This window comes from Parabacteroides sp. merdae-related_45_40 (assembly GCF_001915675.1).
This window is the reverse complement of record NZ_MNQY01000051.1, coordinates 17,673-34,181: the sequence shown is the minus strand read 5'-3', so window position 1 is coordinate 34,181 and position 16,509 is coordinate 17,673. Positions and strand designations below refer to the sequence as shown.

General features: G+C 46.9%; 17 protein-coding genes. 12 read left to right on the top strand and 5 right to left on the bottom strand.

What is annotated here, in order from left to right; translation table 11 throughout:
* Positions 1-18: 18 nt before the first annotated feature.
* Positions 19-678: a CBS domain-containing protein gene (locus tag BHV83_RS08605; protein ID WP_119215693.1), complete on the bottom strand. Its 660-nt coding sequence runs from the start codon at positions 676-678 to the stop codon at positions 19-21.
* Positions 679-763: 85 nt separating this feature from the next.
* On the opposite strand from BHV83_RS08605, the gene BHV83_RS08600 reads away from it, so the two are divergent.
* The 6 genes from BHV83_RS08600 (at position 764) to BHV83_RS08575 (ending at position 5,476) form a co-directional block, all read left to right on the top strand.
* A complete protein-coding gene (locus BHV83_RS08600; protein WP_022322842.1) occupies positions 764-1,480 on the top strand; it encodes a pyridoxine 5'-phosphate synthase in 717 nt (238 codons plus the stop codon).
* Positions 1,481-1,529: 49 nt separating this feature from the next.
* Positions 1,530-2,240: a MotA/TolQ/ExbB proton channel family protein gene (locus BHV83_RS08595; protein ID WP_005640108.1), complete on the top strand. Its 711-nt coding sequence runs from the start codon at positions 1,530-1,532 to the stop codon at positions 2,238-2,240.
* Between the two features lie 83 nt (positions 2,241-2,323).
* Positions 2,324-2,734: an ExbD/TolR family protein gene (locus BHV83_RS08590; RefSeq protein WP_005640106.1), complete on the top strand. Its 411-nt coding sequence runs from the start codon at positions 2,324-2,326 to the stop codon at positions 2,732-2,734.
* A gap of 83 nt (positions 2,735-2,817) precedes the next feature.
* On the top strand, positions 2,818-3,672 hold the full coding sequence (locus BHV83_RS08585; protein WP_022322843.1) for an energy transducer TonB family protein: 855 nt from the start codon (positions 2,818-2,820) through the stop codon (positions 3,670-3,672).
* Between the two features lie 63 nt (positions 3,673-3,735).
* Complete coding sequence (locus BHV83_RS08580) at positions 3,736-4,281, top strand: DJ-1 family glyoxalase III (protein ID WP_005642098.1); 546 nt, start codon at positions 3,736-3,738, stop codon at positions 4,279-4,281.
* Positions 4,282-4,534: 253 nt separating this feature from the next.
* Positions 4,535-5,476: a DMT family transporter gene (locus tag BHV83_RS08575; protein ID WP_122121893.1), complete on the top strand. Its 942-nt coding sequence runs from the start codon at positions 4,535-4,537 to the stop codon at positions 5,474-5,476.
* Between the two features lie 127 nt (positions 5,477-5,603).
* Here BHV83_RS08575 and BHV83_RS08570 read toward each other — a convergent pair whose 3' ends face one another.
* On the bottom strand, positions 5,604-6,503 hold the full coding sequence (locus tag BHV83_RS08570; RefSeq protein WP_119215709.1) for a 1,4-dihydroxy-2-naphthoate polyprenyltransferase: 900 nt from the start codon (positions 6,501-6,503) through the stop codon (positions 5,604-5,606).
* A gap of 89 nt (positions 6,504-6,592) precedes the next feature.
* Between BHV83_RS08570 and BHV83_RS08565 the strand changes: the two genes are divergently transcribed.
* From BHV83_RS08565 to BHV83_RS08550, 4 genes are all read left to right on the top strand, one after another.
* A complete protein-coding gene (locus tag BHV83_RS08565) occupies positions 6,593-6,997 on the top strand; it encodes a hypothetical protein (RefSeq protein WP_005640091.1) in 405 nt (134 codons plus the stop codon).
* Positions 6,998-7,110: 113 nt separating this feature from the next.
* Positions 7,111-7,317, top strand: a complete 207-nt coding sequence (locus BHV83_RS08560; protein WP_005640088.1) for a hypothetical protein — start codon at positions 7,111-7,113, stop codon at positions 7,315-7,317.
* A gap of 32 nt (positions 7,318-7,349) precedes the next feature.
* Positions 7,350-7,559, top strand: a complete 210-nt coding sequence (locus BHV83_RS08555; protein ID WP_005640085.1) for a hypothetical protein — start codon at positions 7,350-7,352, stop codon at positions 7,557-7,559.
* Between the two features lie 201 nt (positions 7,560-7,760).
* Positions 7,761-8,702, top strand: coding sequence for a calcium/sodium antiporter (locus BHV83_RS08550; RefSeq protein ID WP_119215692.1), 942 nt, complete (start codon positions 7,761-7,763; stop codon positions 8,700-8,702).
* An 8-nt stretch (positions 8,703-8,710) separates the two neighbouring features.
* Here BHV83_RS08550 and BHV83_RS08545 read toward each other — a convergent pair whose 3' ends face one another.
* The 3 genes from BHV83_RS08545 to BHV83_RS08535 form a co-directional block, all read right to left on the bottom strand.
* Positions 8,711-10,006 (bottom strand): NCS2 family permease, encoded by a 1,296-nt coding sequence (locus tag BHV83_RS08545; RefSeq protein ID WP_119215691.1) that lies wholly within the window; start codon positions 10,004-10,006, stop codon positions 8,711-8,713.
* 11 nt (positions 10,007-10,017) lie between these two features.
* A complete protein-coding gene (locus tag BHV83_RS08540) occupies positions 10,018-10,734 on the bottom strand; it encodes a nucleoside-specific channel-forming Tsx family protein (RefSeq protein ID WP_046451395.1) in 717 nt (238 codons plus the stop codon).
* A gap of 185 nt (positions 10,735-10,919) precedes the next feature.
* Positions 10,920-12,965: a M13 family metallopeptidase gene (locus tag BHV83_RS08535; protein WP_119215690.1), complete on the bottom strand. Its 2,046-nt coding sequence runs from the start codon at positions 12,963-12,965 to the stop codon at positions 10,920-10,922.
* A gap of 196 nt (positions 12,966-13,161) precedes the next feature.
* Between BHV83_RS08535 and BHV83_RS08530 the strand changes: the two genes are divergently transcribed.
* Both BHV83_RS08530 and BHV83_RS08525 read left to right on the top strand, forming a co-directional pair.
* Positions 13,162-14,700, top strand: a complete 1,539-nt coding sequence (locus tag BHV83_RS08530; RefSeq protein ID WP_286757375.1) for an alpha-N-arabinofuranosidase — start codon at positions 13,162-13,164, stop codon at positions 14,698-14,700.
* 145 nt (positions 14,701-14,845) lie between these two features.
* Positions 14,846-15,868: a glycosyltransferase family protein gene (locus BHV83_RS08525; RefSeq protein ID WP_502687960.1), complete on the top strand. Its 1,023-nt coding sequence runs from the start codon at positions 14,846-14,848 to the stop codon at positions 15,866-15,868.
* Positions 15,869-16,509 lie beyond the last annotated feature (641 nt).

Below are 16,509 nucleotides of genomic sequence, written 5' to 3'. Positions count from 1 at the left end.
TTATCAATTGTCAATTGTTTATATGTTCATATAACGGACCAATTCTTCCATCCGCTGCTGCAACAGGTCGTCCACCATTCCTTTTTCCATGAAATAATAGAGGACAGTATAATTAAAACGCTCAAAACTACGGATCACAGGAGAGACATCTTCCAGATCTATTTTGATAATCAGATGCAATCGTCCGGTTGTCTTATCCGTATAGGAAAGCAGGCTCAAGATATGCGCATTATTCGCCTCGATCAAACGGGCGATATCCGTCATCGAATAATCCTGCGGCATCACTTCCAGCACAAAAACACTTCCGGCCGTATCGGCATTGCAAAGCTCGGACAGGATATCGATCAGTTTATCGTGCGTAATGACCCCGCGATATTCTCCCTCCGTACTTACGACCGGAAGGAGGCTCAACTGATAGCGGGTGACCAGTGCCAACGCCTCATAGATATGGGTATCTTCTTGAACACTCGGTGAAAACAGAACCGGATCACCGATAATAGCAGTTGGATCAGGCATCGCCAACAGGTCTTTTTCCGAAACCAGACACCGATATATGTTTTCGCTTAACAATGGCAGATGCTTTAACTTAAAATCATCCATCAAGGCTAATGCGTATTCCCCAGTGTCAAAACTTTTTAACACCGGAAGTTCCTTCGTTATGAAATCTTTCACCAACATTCTTCTGTATATTCCCTAAATACTGCTAAATTTGCCGATACTTTTGTGCAAATGTAATGAAAGAAAAAAGATATAACGATATACGATGACAAATTTAAGTGTAAACATTAACAAGGTCGCAACCATTCGCAACGCACGCGGTGGCAATGTACCAAACGTATTAAAAGTAGCATTAGACTGTGAAACTTTCGGTGCACAAGGGATTACCGTTCATCCCAGACCGGACGAACGTCATATCCGATACAGCGATGTGTATGCCTTGAAACCGGAAATAAAAACAGAGTTTAACATAGAAGGTTATCCTTGCGAGAAGTTTATAGACCTGGTTCTGAAAGTAAAACCGACGCAGGTGACACTAGTGCCGGATGCTCCCGATGCCATCACATCAAATGCGGGTTGGGACGTGAAAGCCCATTTCGACCAGTTGAGCGAGTTAGTCGAAACTTTTACCTCACACGGTATCCGTACTTCCATATTCGTCGGAACGGATCTTGAGAATATCGAACTGGCTGCCAAGACAGGAACCGACCGCATCGAGTTATACACGGAACCTTATGCGACCCTCTACCCTGTAAACCGCGAAGAAGCAATCGCTCCTTTCATCTCTGCCGCCGGACTTGCCAAAAACTTAGGATTAGGCGTAAATGCCGGTCATGACCTGAGTTTGGAAAACCTGGCTTATTTCCATCAAAACATCCCGGGACTGGATGAAGTTTCCATCGGTCATGCTTTGATCAGCGATGCTCTCTATTACGGGCTGAAGGAAACAATCCGTTTATATAAAGAATGTCTCGTCTATTGACAATAGACAATTAACAGATAATTCATAAATCACAAATCACAAATCAAATATGAGCATTTTACTTTCCCTGCAAGCAGTAGGGGCACAAACAGCAGAACAAATGCCGGACCTCACGGCGGTAACAGCACCCACGGAAGCTGAAATCAATGTAATCGACCTGGCTTTTAAAGGGGGGTGGATTATGGTTGTCTTATTGCTATTGTCGCTGATGGCATGTTATATATTTATCCAGCGCCTGATGGTCATCCGCCGCGCCGGTAAGGAGGATGAAACATTTATGAACCGCATCAAAGATTACATCCATGAAGGGAAGGTTGATTCGGCCCTGAACCTGTGCCGAAGCACCAACACCCCTTCCGCCCGTATGATCGAGAAAGGTATCACCCGCTTGGGACGCCCGATGAACGACGTACTGGTTGCCATCGAGAACGTGGGTAACCTGGAGATCGCCAAACTCGAAAAAGGATTCCCGCTGATCGCCACGACAGCCGCCGGCGCTCCCATGTTGGGTTTCTTAGGTACGGTAACCGGTATGGTTCGCGCCTTTTTCGATATGGCTAATGCAGGAACGAATGTAGACGTAACCTTATTGTCGGGCGGTATCTACGAAGCGCTGGTAACAACGGTAGGTGGCCTGGTTGTCGGTATCATCACCCTGTTTGCCTACAACTATCTGGTTTCGCAGGTAGACAACGTGGTAAACAAGATGGAAGCCCGCACGATGGAATTTATGGACTTATTGAATGAACCTGCAAACTAAAGATTTATGATTTATGATTTATGATTTATCCCGACACAGATACAATCATAAATCACAAATCATAAATCATAACTCAAAAAGTTATGGCTTTAAAACGAAGAACAAAAGTAAACGAAAGCTTCAGCATGGCTTCCATGACGGACGTCATATTCCTGCTGTTGATTTTCTTTATGGTTACCTCCACCGTCGTGATTCCGAACGCCATCAAGGTGACGCTCCCACAGGCACAAAAGCAGACTGCTGCCAAGCCACTGACGCGTGTCACGATCGATGCGAATCTGAATTACTATGTCGCTTTCGGTAACCAGCGGGAAAAACAGGTGTCTTTCGAAGAGATCACCCCATTCCTGCAAGACAGTTATGCAAAAGAGCCGGAAATGTTTGTAGCCTTGTATGCAGACGAGACGGTCCCTTATAAAGAAATCGTACGTATTCTGAACATCGCAAATCAGAATAAATTCAAGATGGTGCTTGCCACCCGATCACAAAAATAGTTGAGATTTATGAATTCTGATTTATGATTGATGCGTCGATGATAAATCAGAATTCATAAATCATAAATTATAATTCATAATTCATGAAGTTAAATAAAGATGACATATATGGCATAGTGGGTTCGGTGGCATTCCACCTGTTCATCCTGCTGATTCTGGGATTCACGGTTCTCAAAACCGTCGTTCCCGATGAAGACGGCGGTATATTGGTGAACTTCGGAAATGTCAATGCGGCAGCCGGGACTTTCGAACCGAAATATACCGGACAGGAACCTCCACAAGAAACGACGACTCCTCCCCCTCCCGTTCCGGAACCGAAGGTAGAAACTCCTAAGGAAGATCTGGTGACGCAGGAGATCGAAGAAAGCGTCGCAATCGAAGAAGCAAAGAAGAAAAAAGAAAAAGAAGAGCAACGCAAGAAAGAAGAAGAGAAAAAACGGAAAGAGGAGGCTGAAAAAGAACGCATCCGCAAGGAGGAAGCCGAGAAGAAACGCCTTGCCGAAGAACGCCGCAAGAAAGAACAGGCCATCAGCAACAAGGTCGCAGGTGCTTTCGGAATAGGCAGCCAAGAAGGGAACAGCCAGGGAGATGCCGGATCCGGAACCGGCAATCAGGGTAGCCCGTTCGGAAATTCCGACCACGGGGCTAACGAAGGTGTTGGCGGATATGGTTCGTTCAACCTGAACGGACGTTCGATCGGAGCGGGAGGTCTCCCACGCCCAGCTTACACGATCCAAGAAGAGGGACGAATCGTAATCAACATTACGGTAGATCCGAAAGGAAATGTTATATTTGCAGAAATAGGCAAAGGTACCAACATCGACAACGGTTCCATGCGCAAGAGCGCCCTGGACGCGGCCAAACGCGCCAAGTTCAACAGCATCAGCGGAGCGAACAACCAGAGCGGTACGATTACCTATCTGTATAAACTTAAATAATTTATGATTTATCAACTGCTCATAAATCATAAATTATAAATCATAATTCATAAATCATAAATCATGAAGAAAGCAATTGTATTCTTAGCGAACGGTTTCGAAGAAATGGAAGCCCTGGGGACTGTCGATATTCTGCGTCGCGGTGGAATCGAAGTTACAACTGTTTCCATCACAACCGATCCGGTTGTCATCGGTGCACACAATGTTCCGGTCACAGCCGACACGACATTGAACAATGCCCTGTTAAATGATGCCGATGCCCTCATTCTCCCCGGAGGCATGCCGGGTGCATCGAACCTGAACGATTCGGAGGCCGTCAAAGAAGCATTGCTCGGACAATACCGCGAAGGCCGTATCGTAGCTGCAATCTGTGCCGCTCCTATGGTATTGGGCGGACTCGGCTTGTTAAAGGGCCGCAAGGCGACCTGCTATCCGGGTTTTGAACCGAAGCTGATCGGTGCGAACGTCACCGGTGAAGCCGTTGAAGTCTCCGACAATGTGATAACCGGCAAAGGCCCCGGATTAGTCATGAATTTTGGCCTCGCCCTGGTCGCAGCCATCAAGAACGATGCGGTTGCGGAAGAGGTTGCCGCAGGGTTGCTTTTGTAAGAAAAAGATCAGTCCACATTGATAGAAGGTGTCCCAAAAGCCCTTACTCCCATCTTTGGTGTGAGAACAGGACAGTTTTGGGACACCTTCCATCTTTTACTAATTGCAAACATTCCGTAACAATACCGGAGTATCGTCCTCCTTTACCCTTTATATTCCGATACCATATAAAAGACACCGAGCGCAAATTTTGGTGCAAATGTCCGTTTCGACTACCTTTGCATCAGTTTTATCAAAAAGAATACGCAGTACGATGAATAATTTAAAAGGATTTGCCTTTGGTATCTTGACATCCGCAACCTTCGGGTTAATCCCGCTGTTTACCTTGCCCCTGATGGCAAAAGGAATGCAATTCGATTCCATCCTGTTCTACCGTTTCCTGTTCGCGGCATTGGCCCTGGCAAGTATTATGGCCGCAAAGAAAGAATCTTTCCACGCGGACAAGAGAGATATCCCGGTATTAATATTGTTAGGTTTTTTCTATACGGCCTCCGCCATGTTCCTGTTCTGGGGATACAATTTTATGTCGGCGGGGATCGCCACAACGCTGCATTTCACCTATCCGGTATTCGTAACACTTATCATGCTGTTGTTTTTCCGGGAAAAGACATCCTGGATTACCTTGATGGCGATCGTATTGGCAATCTGCGGGGTGGCACGTCTTTCGATAGGTGAGGAAGAAATAAGACTGAGCGCATTAGGTGTGTTCATCGTGCTGCTGTCGGCCCTGGGATATGCGCTCTATATCACGACCGTCAATAAATTCTTAGCCGGGGGATCAACCTCCAGGCTAAAGATGGGCGGACGCAAACTGACCTTCTATGTATTCGTTGTCAGCACGGCTCTGTTTGCCATCAAGGCGGGAACTAACCAGGGCATACAACCGATTCCCGACAGCATGTCATTTGTCAATCTGATACTGTTGGCGATCGTTCCGACAGTTATCTCGAATATCACCCTCGTGCTTGCCGTGCACAATATCGGCGGAACGCTTACCGCCGTATTGGGCGCCGTAGAACCTATCACCGCCGTATGTGTCGGGATATTGGTTTTCAGCGAGCCTTTCACCCCCAATCTGGCAGTAGGCATCCTGCTTATCATCATTGCTGTAACGATGATTATCCTGTCCAAATCGATCCAGGGCACATTACGGAAATTATACAGGAAAGCGGCCCATTTTCAGGTTTCGAAATAAGTCCTTACAATCGGCATCTTACGTTTATAGTTCTGAGAGCTTGCGATTAAAGTATCGCAGACTCTCAGAACTATAAGTGCGGGCCGACGGTACTTACTCTTGCAAGAGAGAATCTACGGCAGTCCGGCTACAGACTCGATCCCACATATACGAATAAAAGGGAAAGGACTGCCGCAAAAAGAAATACATTGCGTGCCGTATGTCCCAATGTACGGTTTAACGCCCTTCCTTCCAGTGTAAGCAATTCCCGTGTCGTGTAAAAGCAAAGGGCGAACAGGATCCCGAATAAAAACAGAATCCACCAAGGAGCATCCAGAACAAGCGGGAGAACCAAGAGAAACGCCACACATTCATTCAAAATATAAAACACCCGACCGAAACGGCGACCGAACAAAACGATTGTCGTCCGTTTGCGGGCAGCCTTATCCTGCACGTAGTCCCGGTAATTATTGACAACTAAGATATTCACAGACAAAAGCCCCAAGGCCACAGATAGCAAGAAAGACAACAAGGAGAAACTCAACGTCTGTATATAGTAGGTGAAACAAACCGGTATAACCCCGTAAAACAACAATACGCAGACATCCCCCAGCCCGTTATAAGCCAAAGGAAAAGGACCGGCAGAATAGGCCAGCACACATATGGCGATCGCAAGTCCCACCCATATCAGCCGCCAGTCCGCAAAACAGATCAGTAGCAAACCGGACAAGCAAGCCAGTCCCAACATGGCGAACGTACCTGCCAGCATGGCTTTCGGAGTGATCCAGCCTTGCGCCACCGCTCGCTCCGGCCCTAACCGATCCTCCCGGTCGGCTCCCTTCTTAAAATCGAAATAATCGTTCGCAAAGTTACTGGCTATCTGGGCGAAGAGAGCCACGAGGAGGCACAATACCGCCGGTGTTATATCGAACATCCCGTCATAATAGGCCAATGCGCACCCCAATAAAACCGGACTGACAGAGGCCGGCAAGGTCCTGGGACGTGCCGCCTCCACCCAAGCCCCAGCAAGAGATTTTTTATCTTCCATATCTGTTTTCAGCATAATTTGTATGCAAAAATAAAAACAAAAAGGGCACATATTTGTTTTTTACGCAAGAATTCATATATCTTTGCAACATGAAGAATTTTCTATTCATATTGACCCTACTATTCGGAATGTTGCTTTTTGTACCCGAAGACGTACAGAACAACGATACTACACTTGATTTACAAGTGCAGAAAGAGGCTGTTATGATAGAAAAAGGAACAGCTGACATGCAGCATAACCTGGAAATACTCAGCAGCGACTTGAAAGGTTGCAATTGCCTGACACCTCGCAGAAGCATCCAGAATGTCAGCAATACTTTAAACATACGATTACTGAAGATCGAAGAAAAGGCAATCCAGTATTTTCGCTTGAAAGAAATCAATCTTCTCCGGAAAGTATCCGAAGAGGTAACAATATGTCAGACCATTAACTTTTCAACCCTCCTTTGCCGCATGGGATACCATGTGTATGGCCTGCGGAAAATCATTATTTGATCGTAAGTGAATAATCTCTGATTTCGTATGGGATATGAATTCCATACCGTTTCTTTTATTGCATTTTCCGAAATGCGAACAATTTTATTATTCACTTAAAAAATCAAATAATTATGTCTACTAAAAAGAATAAATTCAGTATCTATATTTATGTCGTTATTACTATTATCGGTTGTGTACTCGCTTGCAGTTCCATCGTTCCGAACGATTATCTGAAACTGGTAGTCGTCATGGGAGCCCTCGGTGTAGGCTTGTATGGCATCATGAAAGGCCTTAGCACTCCTTCCACAACGGAAGAAACAGCCAGCCCCGAAAAATAAAAGATCGTTTCACAGCCTAAAAAAATACAGACATGAAAATAAATAAAGATCTTGTGGATGCAACTATGATGTTGTCATTCATTATCTTGGTATTAATCGGAACAAGCGACTTCTCCAATATGTTATTAAAAGAGATAACAATGGGTAGTCTTGCCGTGCTGAGTGTAGCGATGATTGCTTTACGGTTCATTCATATGCGGCAGGAAGCCAATAGTCCGAAGGATGAAGAATACGAATATTAAAGAATAATTCCTAACAACCCTAACTGAATGTCTATTAGCTTCCTGTTGTTTACTTCGTGGTGATCTCGAGGTTTTCCGAGGTACGTTTTTCTGCCTATAAAACAACTTGCTGTTTACTTGGTTACGGCAAATATTCTTTGCCGGGATAACAGGAAGCAAGACATTTTAATAGATTAACAAACGAATAAGGAAAAAAGGGCTATGATTACAAGTTTGACGTTATTGATTCTCTCGCTGGTAGCGCTTTACATAGGGGCCGGTTGGTTAGTTCAGGGGAGTTCCGCTTTAGCTCTCAAAGCCAAAATTTCACCTTTGGTGGTCGGTCTGACCATCGTTGCATTCGGGACAAGCGCCCCCGAACTGGTAGTAAGCCTGAACGCCACGCTCAGCGGACAAGGCGATATTGCGATCGGAAACATCGTAGGTTCGAACATATTCAATATTGGAGTCATATTAGGAGTTTCGGCAACCATTTGCCCGCTTCAGGTAAAAAAGCAATTACTCCGAATCGATATCCCGGTCATGCTGGCCGCAACCGTACTGTTCACCATCCTTTTCTGGAACGGGACATTGGGGCGGACGGAAGGGCTTTTCTTTCTAACAGGTATTATCATTTATACAATATTCAGCCTCTTCTACTCCCGCAAACATGGAACAGAAGGGTCGAGCCAGGAACTCGAAGAACAGCCTAAGCACTGGGCTGTCGATACGCTGGCCATCGTCGGGGGTCTGGTCGTCTTGGTATTTGCCTCTCGATTATTGGTGGACAATGCCGTTTCCATCGCCAAAGAGCTTGGTGTGAGCGAAGCGGTTATCGGGCTTACGATCGTCGCAGCCGGAACAAGTATGCCGGAACTGGCAACATCCATTGTTGCCGCTTACAAGCGTAAAACGGATATTGCCATCGGGAATATCGTCGGCTCAAACTTATTCAATATACTGACCATAGCCGGCTCTTGCGCGCTTATACATCCCATCGAGGCCAAAAATGTAAACTACATCGACCTACTGGTCATGTTGGGCATATCCGTCCTGCTCTTGCCGCTGGTGAAAAGCGGGCAAAAAATATCCCGGACGGAAGGATTCGTCTTGATTCTCTTCTATGTGATTTACATGTTCTGGTTACTTCGCGACACACTCTGACAGAGTATTCATGCAAAAATAAATTTCAAGATGAACAGGGCTGCCAGCACATACATGGTAGGGCTTACCTCCTTATGTTTGCCGCATCCTAACTTGACCAGTACATAGCACAACAATCCTAAAACCATTCCGTCGGCAATGGAATAGGTCAGTACCATCATGATCATGGTGATAAAAGCCGGAAGCGCTTCGGATATGTCGTCCATATCGACTTTTGTGATAGAATCCATCATAAACACCCCGACCAGCACCAAAGCCCCCGTCGTTGCCGCACTCGGAATCAGCAGGAACAAGGGAGCAAAGAACAAAGCAAGCAAAAACAACACACCCGTCACCAGCGAAGTGAACCCTGAACGTCCGCCTTCCGCAATGCCGGAAGCACTCTCCACATAGGTGGTAATCGTAGAACTTCCCATCATGGACCCAACCGTCGTACCGATCGCATCGGACATCATTGCCTCCTTTACGTGGGGAATCTGTCCGTCTTCTTCCATAATGCCTGTTTTCGAAGCCAGGCCGACCAGTGTACCGACCGTATCGAATATATTCATAAACAGCAAGGTAAAGATGACGATTGCCATATCCAACGTAAAAAACTCATTGAAATCAAACTGGCAGAACGTCGGCGTCATCGAATGAGGAATGGAAACAGGCAGGAACCCATCCGGAATTTCCGTCACTCCTAACGGAATACCGATCAACGTACAGATCAGAATGCTGTAGAACAACGCTCCCTTCACTTTCCTCAAGACCAGGATACCGCTCAACAGAATCCCCACCATCGCCAGGATCGAAACCGGAGTGAACGGTCCGAACATCACGAAAGTCGCCGGATTCGGAACGATGATGCCGGCATTCTTCAAACCCACAAAAGCGATGAACATGCCGATCCCCGCCGAAATAGCGAAGCGCAGGTTCATCGGTATGCTATTCAAGATCACCTCCCGGACGTTCAGAAACGTAATCAGGATAAAGATCACCCCCTCCACAAACATCGCTGTCATAGCGGTCTGCCAGGAATAACCCATGCCCTGCACCAACGTAAAAGCGAAAAAGGCGTTCAGTGCCATACTGGGAGCCTGGGCAAAAGGCAACTTTGCCATAAAAGCCAGCAGCAAGGTAGCGAGGGCCGAAGCCAAAGCGGTTGCAGTAAAAACAGCGCCTTTGTCCATCCCTGTCGTTGCCAGGATAGAGGGATTGACAGCCAGAATGTAACTCATTGTCAAGAACGTCGTAATCCCGGCAATGATCTCCGTGCGCAATGCCATTGTCTGTGGGTCGAACCCAAGTAACTTCTTCAGCATTTCCAATCTGATTAATCGAATGACCACTTAATCGCCAGTGTCGGAATGGCATAAAACCCTTTACGTGCACCGAAATTCTGGCTCAACTCTACCTCACTGCCGACACTCAGCTTGAACTTATCATCAACATGTTTCAGCTTGTTAAGATTCACCCAGAACTGCGGTTCGGCCAAGAAAATAAAGTTCCGGTGACTACCGTCCGCATAATCGGTCCGTTCCCTCCACCAGTCGGCGAAACCGCTGAACGTGCAAAGACCGTTCTTGACAAAATGAACATACCAAGTGCCTGTCAACTGGAAGTTGTTGGGTTCCCGATGTTTCTGGATATATTTATACATAGCGGTAAGCGTGAAACCTTTCGTAAAATCCGGATTATTCCAGGTATAGGTTGCACCGCCAAGATAGGCGTTATTATAGGAGAAACTGTTCGATGCTCCCCCGTTATATTCGACATGTATGGAAAAAGGAGGTTGCCAGAAACGCAGTTCGCGGGCAATCTCCCAATAGCCGGCTGCAACACCTTTGCTGGTATAATCCATGTCGACAAAAAAATAGGTACTTCCCCATTTATCCGCTTTAAACATTTCCACCGTCGAGGTCAGCACCGGACGGCCATGTAAGTCCTTGTCATAAAGAGCACCTCCGAAATCATAATGTAACTGCACATTTTGCGCTTTCCCGCAACAAACAATCGCCAGCAAAGCCGCCAGCACAAAGAGCCTTCTCATCTTATTATCCTAAATTGTTAAAGTGTTAAAGAAAGATGCAAAGATACATAAATTAATTTTACTTTTACTTCTCTCATTCGTTTGTCAGGCCGGCTAAACAGAGCTGATTTGTATTAAATAAAAATATCCTGATGCAAAATGAATTACATCAGGATATTTCTAATGACAATATAACTGTCGGGACTCTACCAGATCACTACCCGGTCGGCCGGCAGCATATACATCGGTTCGCCTTCTTTGATATCGAATGCGCTGTAGAAAGCGTCAATGTTGCGAAGGGCGGCATTGACACGCCACTTGCCTAATGAGTGCGGGTCGATCTTGGTCAGACGCAGGATTTCTTCGGGACGGATGTTCTGTGCCCAAAGATTGGCGTAGCCCAGATAGAAACGCTGTTCATTGGTAAAACCGTCGATCGGGGCCGGTGTCTCTTTTCCTTCCAGAGAATTGAGATATGCTAAATGAGCGACCATCAGCCCCCCCTGATCGGCAATGTTCTCGCCCAAAGTGAAACGTCCGTTGGCATGAACGCTGTCCACAACAATGATATCACTATATTGCTGAGCCAGACGGTCGGCACGTTGCGTAAAGAGAGCGGCGTCTTCGGCTGTCCACCAGTCACTCAGATTGCCTTCCTTGTCATAGTTACGTCCCTGGTCGTCGAATCCGTGAGTCATTTCGTGGCCTATCACGACACCGATAGCACCATAGTTCACGGCATCGTCAGCTTCCGGATTGAAGAAAGGAGGTTGTAGGATGGCGGCAGGGAAACAAATCTCGTTCGTTGTCGGGTTGTAATAGGCATTCACCGTCTGCGGGCTCATTCCCCAACGAGTCTTATCGACCGGTTTGTCTACATCCGCCAACATATAATTGACCTCAAAGATATTGGAACGGCGTACGTTCGCCCAATAAGAATCATTCTTGATCTCCAGACCGCTGTAGTCACGCCAAGTGTCGGGATAGCCGATCTTGACGATAAAAGCAGCCAATTTCTCCTGCGCCTTCGCCTTAGTGGCATCGCTCATCCATTCCAGGCCGGAGATACGGTCACCCAACGCTTTCTGCAAGTCACCGACCATCTTCAGCATCTTTTCTTTGGAAGAAGCCGGGAAATATTTAGCCACATACATCTGGCCGACAGCTTCCGACAGGGCACCGTTTACCGTAGACAGGGCACGTTTCCAGCGTGGCTGCTGCTCTTGACGGCCGGACATCGTCTTCCCATAGAAATCAAAATCGGCAACGACAAACGGATCACTCAGGTAAGGAGCGGCAGAACTAAGCAAGTTGAATGTCAGGTAATATTTCTGTTCATCCAAAGTCGTATTCTTCATCAAGGCAGACAGACCTTCATAGAACGAGAGCTGTTTCGCATCCAGATATTTGATATCCATCATCCCCATACTTTCGAAATAAACATCCCAGTTTAACAGATCGTTCTTAGCCTTGAAATCTTCGATAGACATCTTATTATAGTTCTTTTGGGAATCGCGCAGGTCTTCACGGCTGAAAGAAACTTCGGCAATGCCCCTTTCTATCTTCATGATCGCATTGACGGCGGCATCGGCCTGTTCGGGAGAACTTCCGATCAGGGTAAACAAACGGGTAATATAGTTCTTATAGGCTTCGCGCATTTTTTGGCTGCTTTCGTCTTCCAGCAGGTAATAATCGCGATCTCCCATACCCAGTCCAGCCTGGTATAACTGTACGATATTCATGGAACTGTTCTTTTCATCGGCTCCGACATACAAGGCGAAGAAAGGAGCCATCCCCTCCTTATGCAAGGTAGCAACCATCTTGGTCAGTTCGTCCTTCGTTCCTAACTTGTTGATTTCAGCAAGCTGGTCTTTGATCGGGGCATAACCGTCTTCATTCAGTTTCACGCTGTCCATCCCCATCGCGAACAACATACCAATCTTCTGCCCGACGCTCCCCTCCTGCCCGGGTGTCTCACTGAGACCTTCGATAAGAGTACGGATCTGTTCCTGATTGTTATCCCTGAGCTGGTCGAATGTACCGAAACGGGCATATTCCGGTTTCAGCGGATTATTCTTCATCCAGCCACCACAAGCATACTGATAGAAATCGGTCCCCGGAGCCACAGCCGTGTCCAGGTTGGCCAGGTTGATAGCGTCATTCTTTGCAGCCTCCTTCACAGGAGTTTTGCTGCACCCCACCATTGCGGCCATTCCGGCGGCAACAAGCGGTATTACCATTAACTTTTTCATTTTGTTCAACGTTTAATCATTCATTTTATCCGACAAAGGTACACAAATTGAGGCAAATAGTAATATCTTTTTCTTTTTATAATTTCGTTCATAAGTGTATTTTATATACTTTTGTCCTCAGGAAAATACTTATAACCTATAATTTTATATCATGACATAGCTTTCATTCAAACAAAACATAGTAAACGAAAATAACATGAAAACAGTATTAGTAAGCCTAATGGCAGCCGCCACACTGCCCCTCTTCGCCCAGAAAGACGCGAGCATCCGTATCTATCCTGAGCAAGGAAACCAACAGATCAGCAAACATATCTACGGTCAGTTCGCCGAACACCTCGGGACCTGTATCTATGGCGGGCTTTGGGTCGGCCCCGAATCCGAAATACCCAATACACAAGGCTATCGAAACGACGTGCTGAATGCCTTGAAAGAACTGAAAATCCCCAACCTCCGCTGGCCGGGCGGCTGCTTTGCCGACGAATACCACTGGATGGACGGCATCGGCCCGAAAGAAAACCGTCCGAAAATGGTGAACAACAACTGGGGCGGCACGGTCGAAGACAACAGTTTCGGTACGCACGAGTTCCTAAACCTCTGCGAACTGTTAGGGTGCGAACCTTATATCAGCGCCAATGTCGGTAGCGGGACCGTCGAAGAGATGGCCAAGTGGGTCGAATACATGACTTCGGAAGACGACAGCCCGATGGCCCGCCTGCGCCGGCAAAACGGACGCGACAAAGCATGGAAAGTCAAATTCATCGGTGTCGGCAACGAAAGTTGGGGATGTGGCGGAAGCATGCGCCCCGAATACTACGCCGACCTCTACCGCCGTTACTCCACCTATTGCCGCAACTACGACGGCAACCGCCTTTTCAAGATTGCCAGCGGAGCCAGCGACTACGACTACAACTGGACGGAGACGCTGATGAAGAACGTCGGCGGCCGCATGGATGGCATCTCCCTGCACTATTACACGGTCACGGGATGGAACGGAAGCAAAGGATCGGCTACGGATTTCAACAAGGACGACTATTACTGGACAATGGGCAAATGTCTCGAAATAGAAGATGTCGTCAGGAAGCATATCCAGATCATGGACAAATACGACCCGCAGAAGAAGATCGGCCTGATGGTAGACGAGTGGGGAACCTGGTGGGACGAAGAGCCGGGCACGATCAACGGCCACCTGTACCAGCAGAACACCATGCGCGATGCTTTCGTGGCAGCCCTCACTTTGAACGTATTCCATAAATATACCGACCGCGTCCGGATGACCAACATCGCCCAGATCGTCAACGTGCTCCAATCCATGATCCTGACGAACGGCCCGAAGATGTTGCTCACGCCGACTTATTATGTTTTCCAGATGTATAACGTGCACCAGGACGCCACTTTCCTGCCGATGGACTTGATCTGCGACAAGGCCAAAGTGCGCGGAGGCCGAGAAGTACCGATGGTAAGCGCTTCCGCCTCCAAAGACAAGAACGGACGTATCCACATCTCTTTGGCCAATGTAGATGTCGATAACGTGCAAAGCATCACCCTCGACCTGCAAGGACAAAAGATCGGCAGCGTGAAAGGACGTATCCTGACCTCCGCCTCCATCAATGACCATAACACCTTCGAGAAACCGGATGCCGTAAAACCGGCAACCTTCGACGGTGCGAAAATCGAAAAGGGACAGCTCAAAATCGACCTGCCCGCCAAGTCTATCGTCGTACTGGAAGTGAAATGATGCTATGATTTATGATTGAACATGGTGTTGTCTATGGTATCAAGTCAGGAGCAAACGAATAAATCATAAATCATAAATCAAAAATCATATTTATTTCCTACTTTTGCCCGAAGAAAACAAAAACACTATATAAACTTAGAAGATTATGAAACCTACATTATTCTTATTGGCTGCCGGAATGGGAAGCCGTTATGGAGGCTTGAAACAATTGGACGGACTGGGTCCTAATGGTGAAACAATCATGGATTATTCCATCTACGATGCCATTCGCGCCGGTTTCGGCAAACTCGTTTTCGTTATCCGTAAAGATTTCGAACAGGATTTTCGCGACAAAATCCTCTCCAAATATGAAAGTCACATTCCTTGCGAACTGGTATTCCAGGCATTGGACAACCTGCCCGAAGGATTCACCTGCCCGGCAGAACGTACAAAACCGTGGGGCACGAACCATGCCGTCATGATGGGAGCTGACGTGATCAAAGAACCGTTTGCCGTTATCAACTGCGATGACTTCTACGGACGCGACTCTTTCCAGGCAATGGGCAAATTCCTGGCTGCCCTGCCTGAAGGTTCCAAGAACGTATATTCGATGGTAGGTTTCCGCGTAGGCAACACATTGAGCGAAAGCGGTACGGTATCACGCGGTATCTGTAGTACAGATGCAAATAAGTTGTTGACTTCGGTTGTCGAACGTACTAAAATCCAGCGTATCGACGGAGAAGTGAAATACATCGACGACAACGGCGAATGGACAGCTACCCCCGACACGACTCCGGTAAGCATGAACTTCTGGGGCTTCACTCCTGATTACTTCGCTTACAGCCAGGAATTCTTCAAGACTTTCCTGAGCGATCCGAAGAACATGGAAAACCTGAAGAGCGAATTCTTCATTCCGCTGATGGTTGATAAATTGATCAATGACAAGACGGCTACGGTCGAAGTACTGGATACCGCCAGCAAATGGTTCGGTGTCACCTATCCGGAAGACCGTCAGGAAGTGGTAGATAAGATCCAGGCATTGATCGACGCAGGCGAATATCCCCTGCTAAATTGTTCTAAGCGAACAAGATCAGATCCAATAAATAAGAATCCCCACAGTGCTCTCTGTTTCACTGTGGGGATTTTATTGTTCACTATGATAATAACTGTTCCTGCTAAATTGTTCTAAGCGAACAAGATCAGATCCAATAAATAAGAATCCCCACAGTGCTCTCTGTTTCACTGTGGGGATTTTATTGTTCACTATGATCCTGTTTCACATTTTGGCAAATATGGTTGACTGTGCCTCCGGTTTCACATCCGTTGCATGTTTAAGTGAAAAACAAGGAGGATACAATAATAATCAATAAACAAATACACAAACATTTACTGCTATTACTGCCACTCTTTACCTTTTCGCCCTTAGTCGAAAAGGTTTTTGACCAGTGTCGAAAAGGCTTTTGACCAAGGGCGAAAACGTATTCGACTAAGGGCAAAAGGTCTATGACCAGGCTGTTTGACAACAGAAACCATAGCTATTGTCGCTTAAATAGAAGCATCCGAGGCCGACTTGATCTCCGATGAAGGCAAACGTAAGCGGTGAAGGCAATTCACAGATGATGGCGAAAAAACAAAAAACCTAAACAACCGGTTCTGTTTTTCTTAGAAACTATACTGTACCGCCAGATTCACCCGGTTCGCATGACGTGTGTCACCGTTGAAATCCGTACGCCAGCCGCGCAGATATTCGGCTCCGGCCTGCAGGTCGGACGTGATGTTCCAGAAAAGCGTGGCGTTCAGGTATTGTCCGTAGCGGTACTGGTCGGAAGC

Coding starts and splice junctions, on each gene's coding strand:
- BHV83_RS08575 (WP_122121893.1), top strand. CDS start 4,535: ATGAATAATTTAAAAGGATTTGCCTTTGGTATCTTGACATCCGCAACC.
- BHV83_RS08545 (WP_119215691.1), bottom strand. CDS start 10,006: ATGCTGAAGAAGTTACTTGGGTTCGACCCACAGACAATGGCATTGCGC.
- BHV83_RS08530 (WP_286757375.1), top strand. CDS start 13,162: ATGAAAACAGTATTAGTAAGCCTAATGGCAGCCGCCACACTGCCCCTC.
- BHV83_RS08605 (WP_119215693.1), bottom strand. CDS start 678: ATGTTGGTGAAAGATTTCATAACGAAGGAACTTCCGGTGTTAAAAAGT.
- BHV83_RS08580 (WP_005642098.1), top strand. CDS start 3,736: ATGAAGAAAGCAATTGTATTCTTAGCGAACGGTTTCGAAGAAATGGAA.
- BHV83_RS08560 (WP_005640088.1), top strand. CDS start 7,111: ATGTCTACTAAAAAGAATAAATTCAGTATCTATATTTATGTCGTTATT.
- BHV83_RS08555 (WP_005640085.1), top strand. CDS start 7,350: ATGAAAATAAATAAAGATCTTGTGGATGCAACTATGATGTTGTCATTC.
- BHV83_RS08565 (WP_005640091.1), top strand. CDS start 6,593: ATGAAGAATTTTCTATTCATATTGACCCTACTATTCGGAATGTTGCTT.
- BHV83_RS08585 (WP_022322843.1), top strand. CDS start 2,818: ATGAAGTTAAATAAAGATGACATATATGGCATAGTGGGTTCGGTGGCA.
- BHV83_RS08550 (WP_119215692.1), top strand. CDS start 7,761: ATGATTACAAGTTTGACGTTATTGATTCTCTCGCTGGTAGCGCTTTAC.
- BHV83_RS08595 (WP_005640108.1), top strand. CDS start 1,530: ATGAGCATTTTACTTTCCCTGCAAGCAGTAGGGGCACAAACAGCAGAA.
- BHV83_RS08590 (WP_005640106.1), top strand. CDS start 2,324: ATGGCTTTAAAACGAAGAACAAAAGTAAACGAAAGCTTCAGCATGGCT.
- BHV83_RS08600 (WP_022322842.1), top strand. CDS start 764: ATGACAAATTTAAGTGTAAACATTAACAAGGTCGCAACCATTCGCAAC.
- BHV83_RS08535 (WP_119215690.1), bottom strand. CDS start 12,965: ATGAAAAAGTTAATGGTAATACCGCTTGTTGCCGCCGGAATGGCCGCA.
- BHV83_RS08525 (WP_502687960.1), top strand. CDS start 14,846: ATGAAACCTACATTATTCTTATTGGCTGCCGGAATGGGAAGCCGTTAT.
- BHV83_RS08540 (WP_046451395.1), bottom strand. CDS start 10,734: ATGAGAAGGCTCTTTGTGCTGGCGGCTTTGCTGGCGATTGTTTGTTGC.
- BHV83_RS08570 (WP_119215709.1), bottom strand. CDS start 6,503: ATGGAAGATAAAAAATCTCTTGCTGGGGCTTGGGTGGAGGCGGCACGT.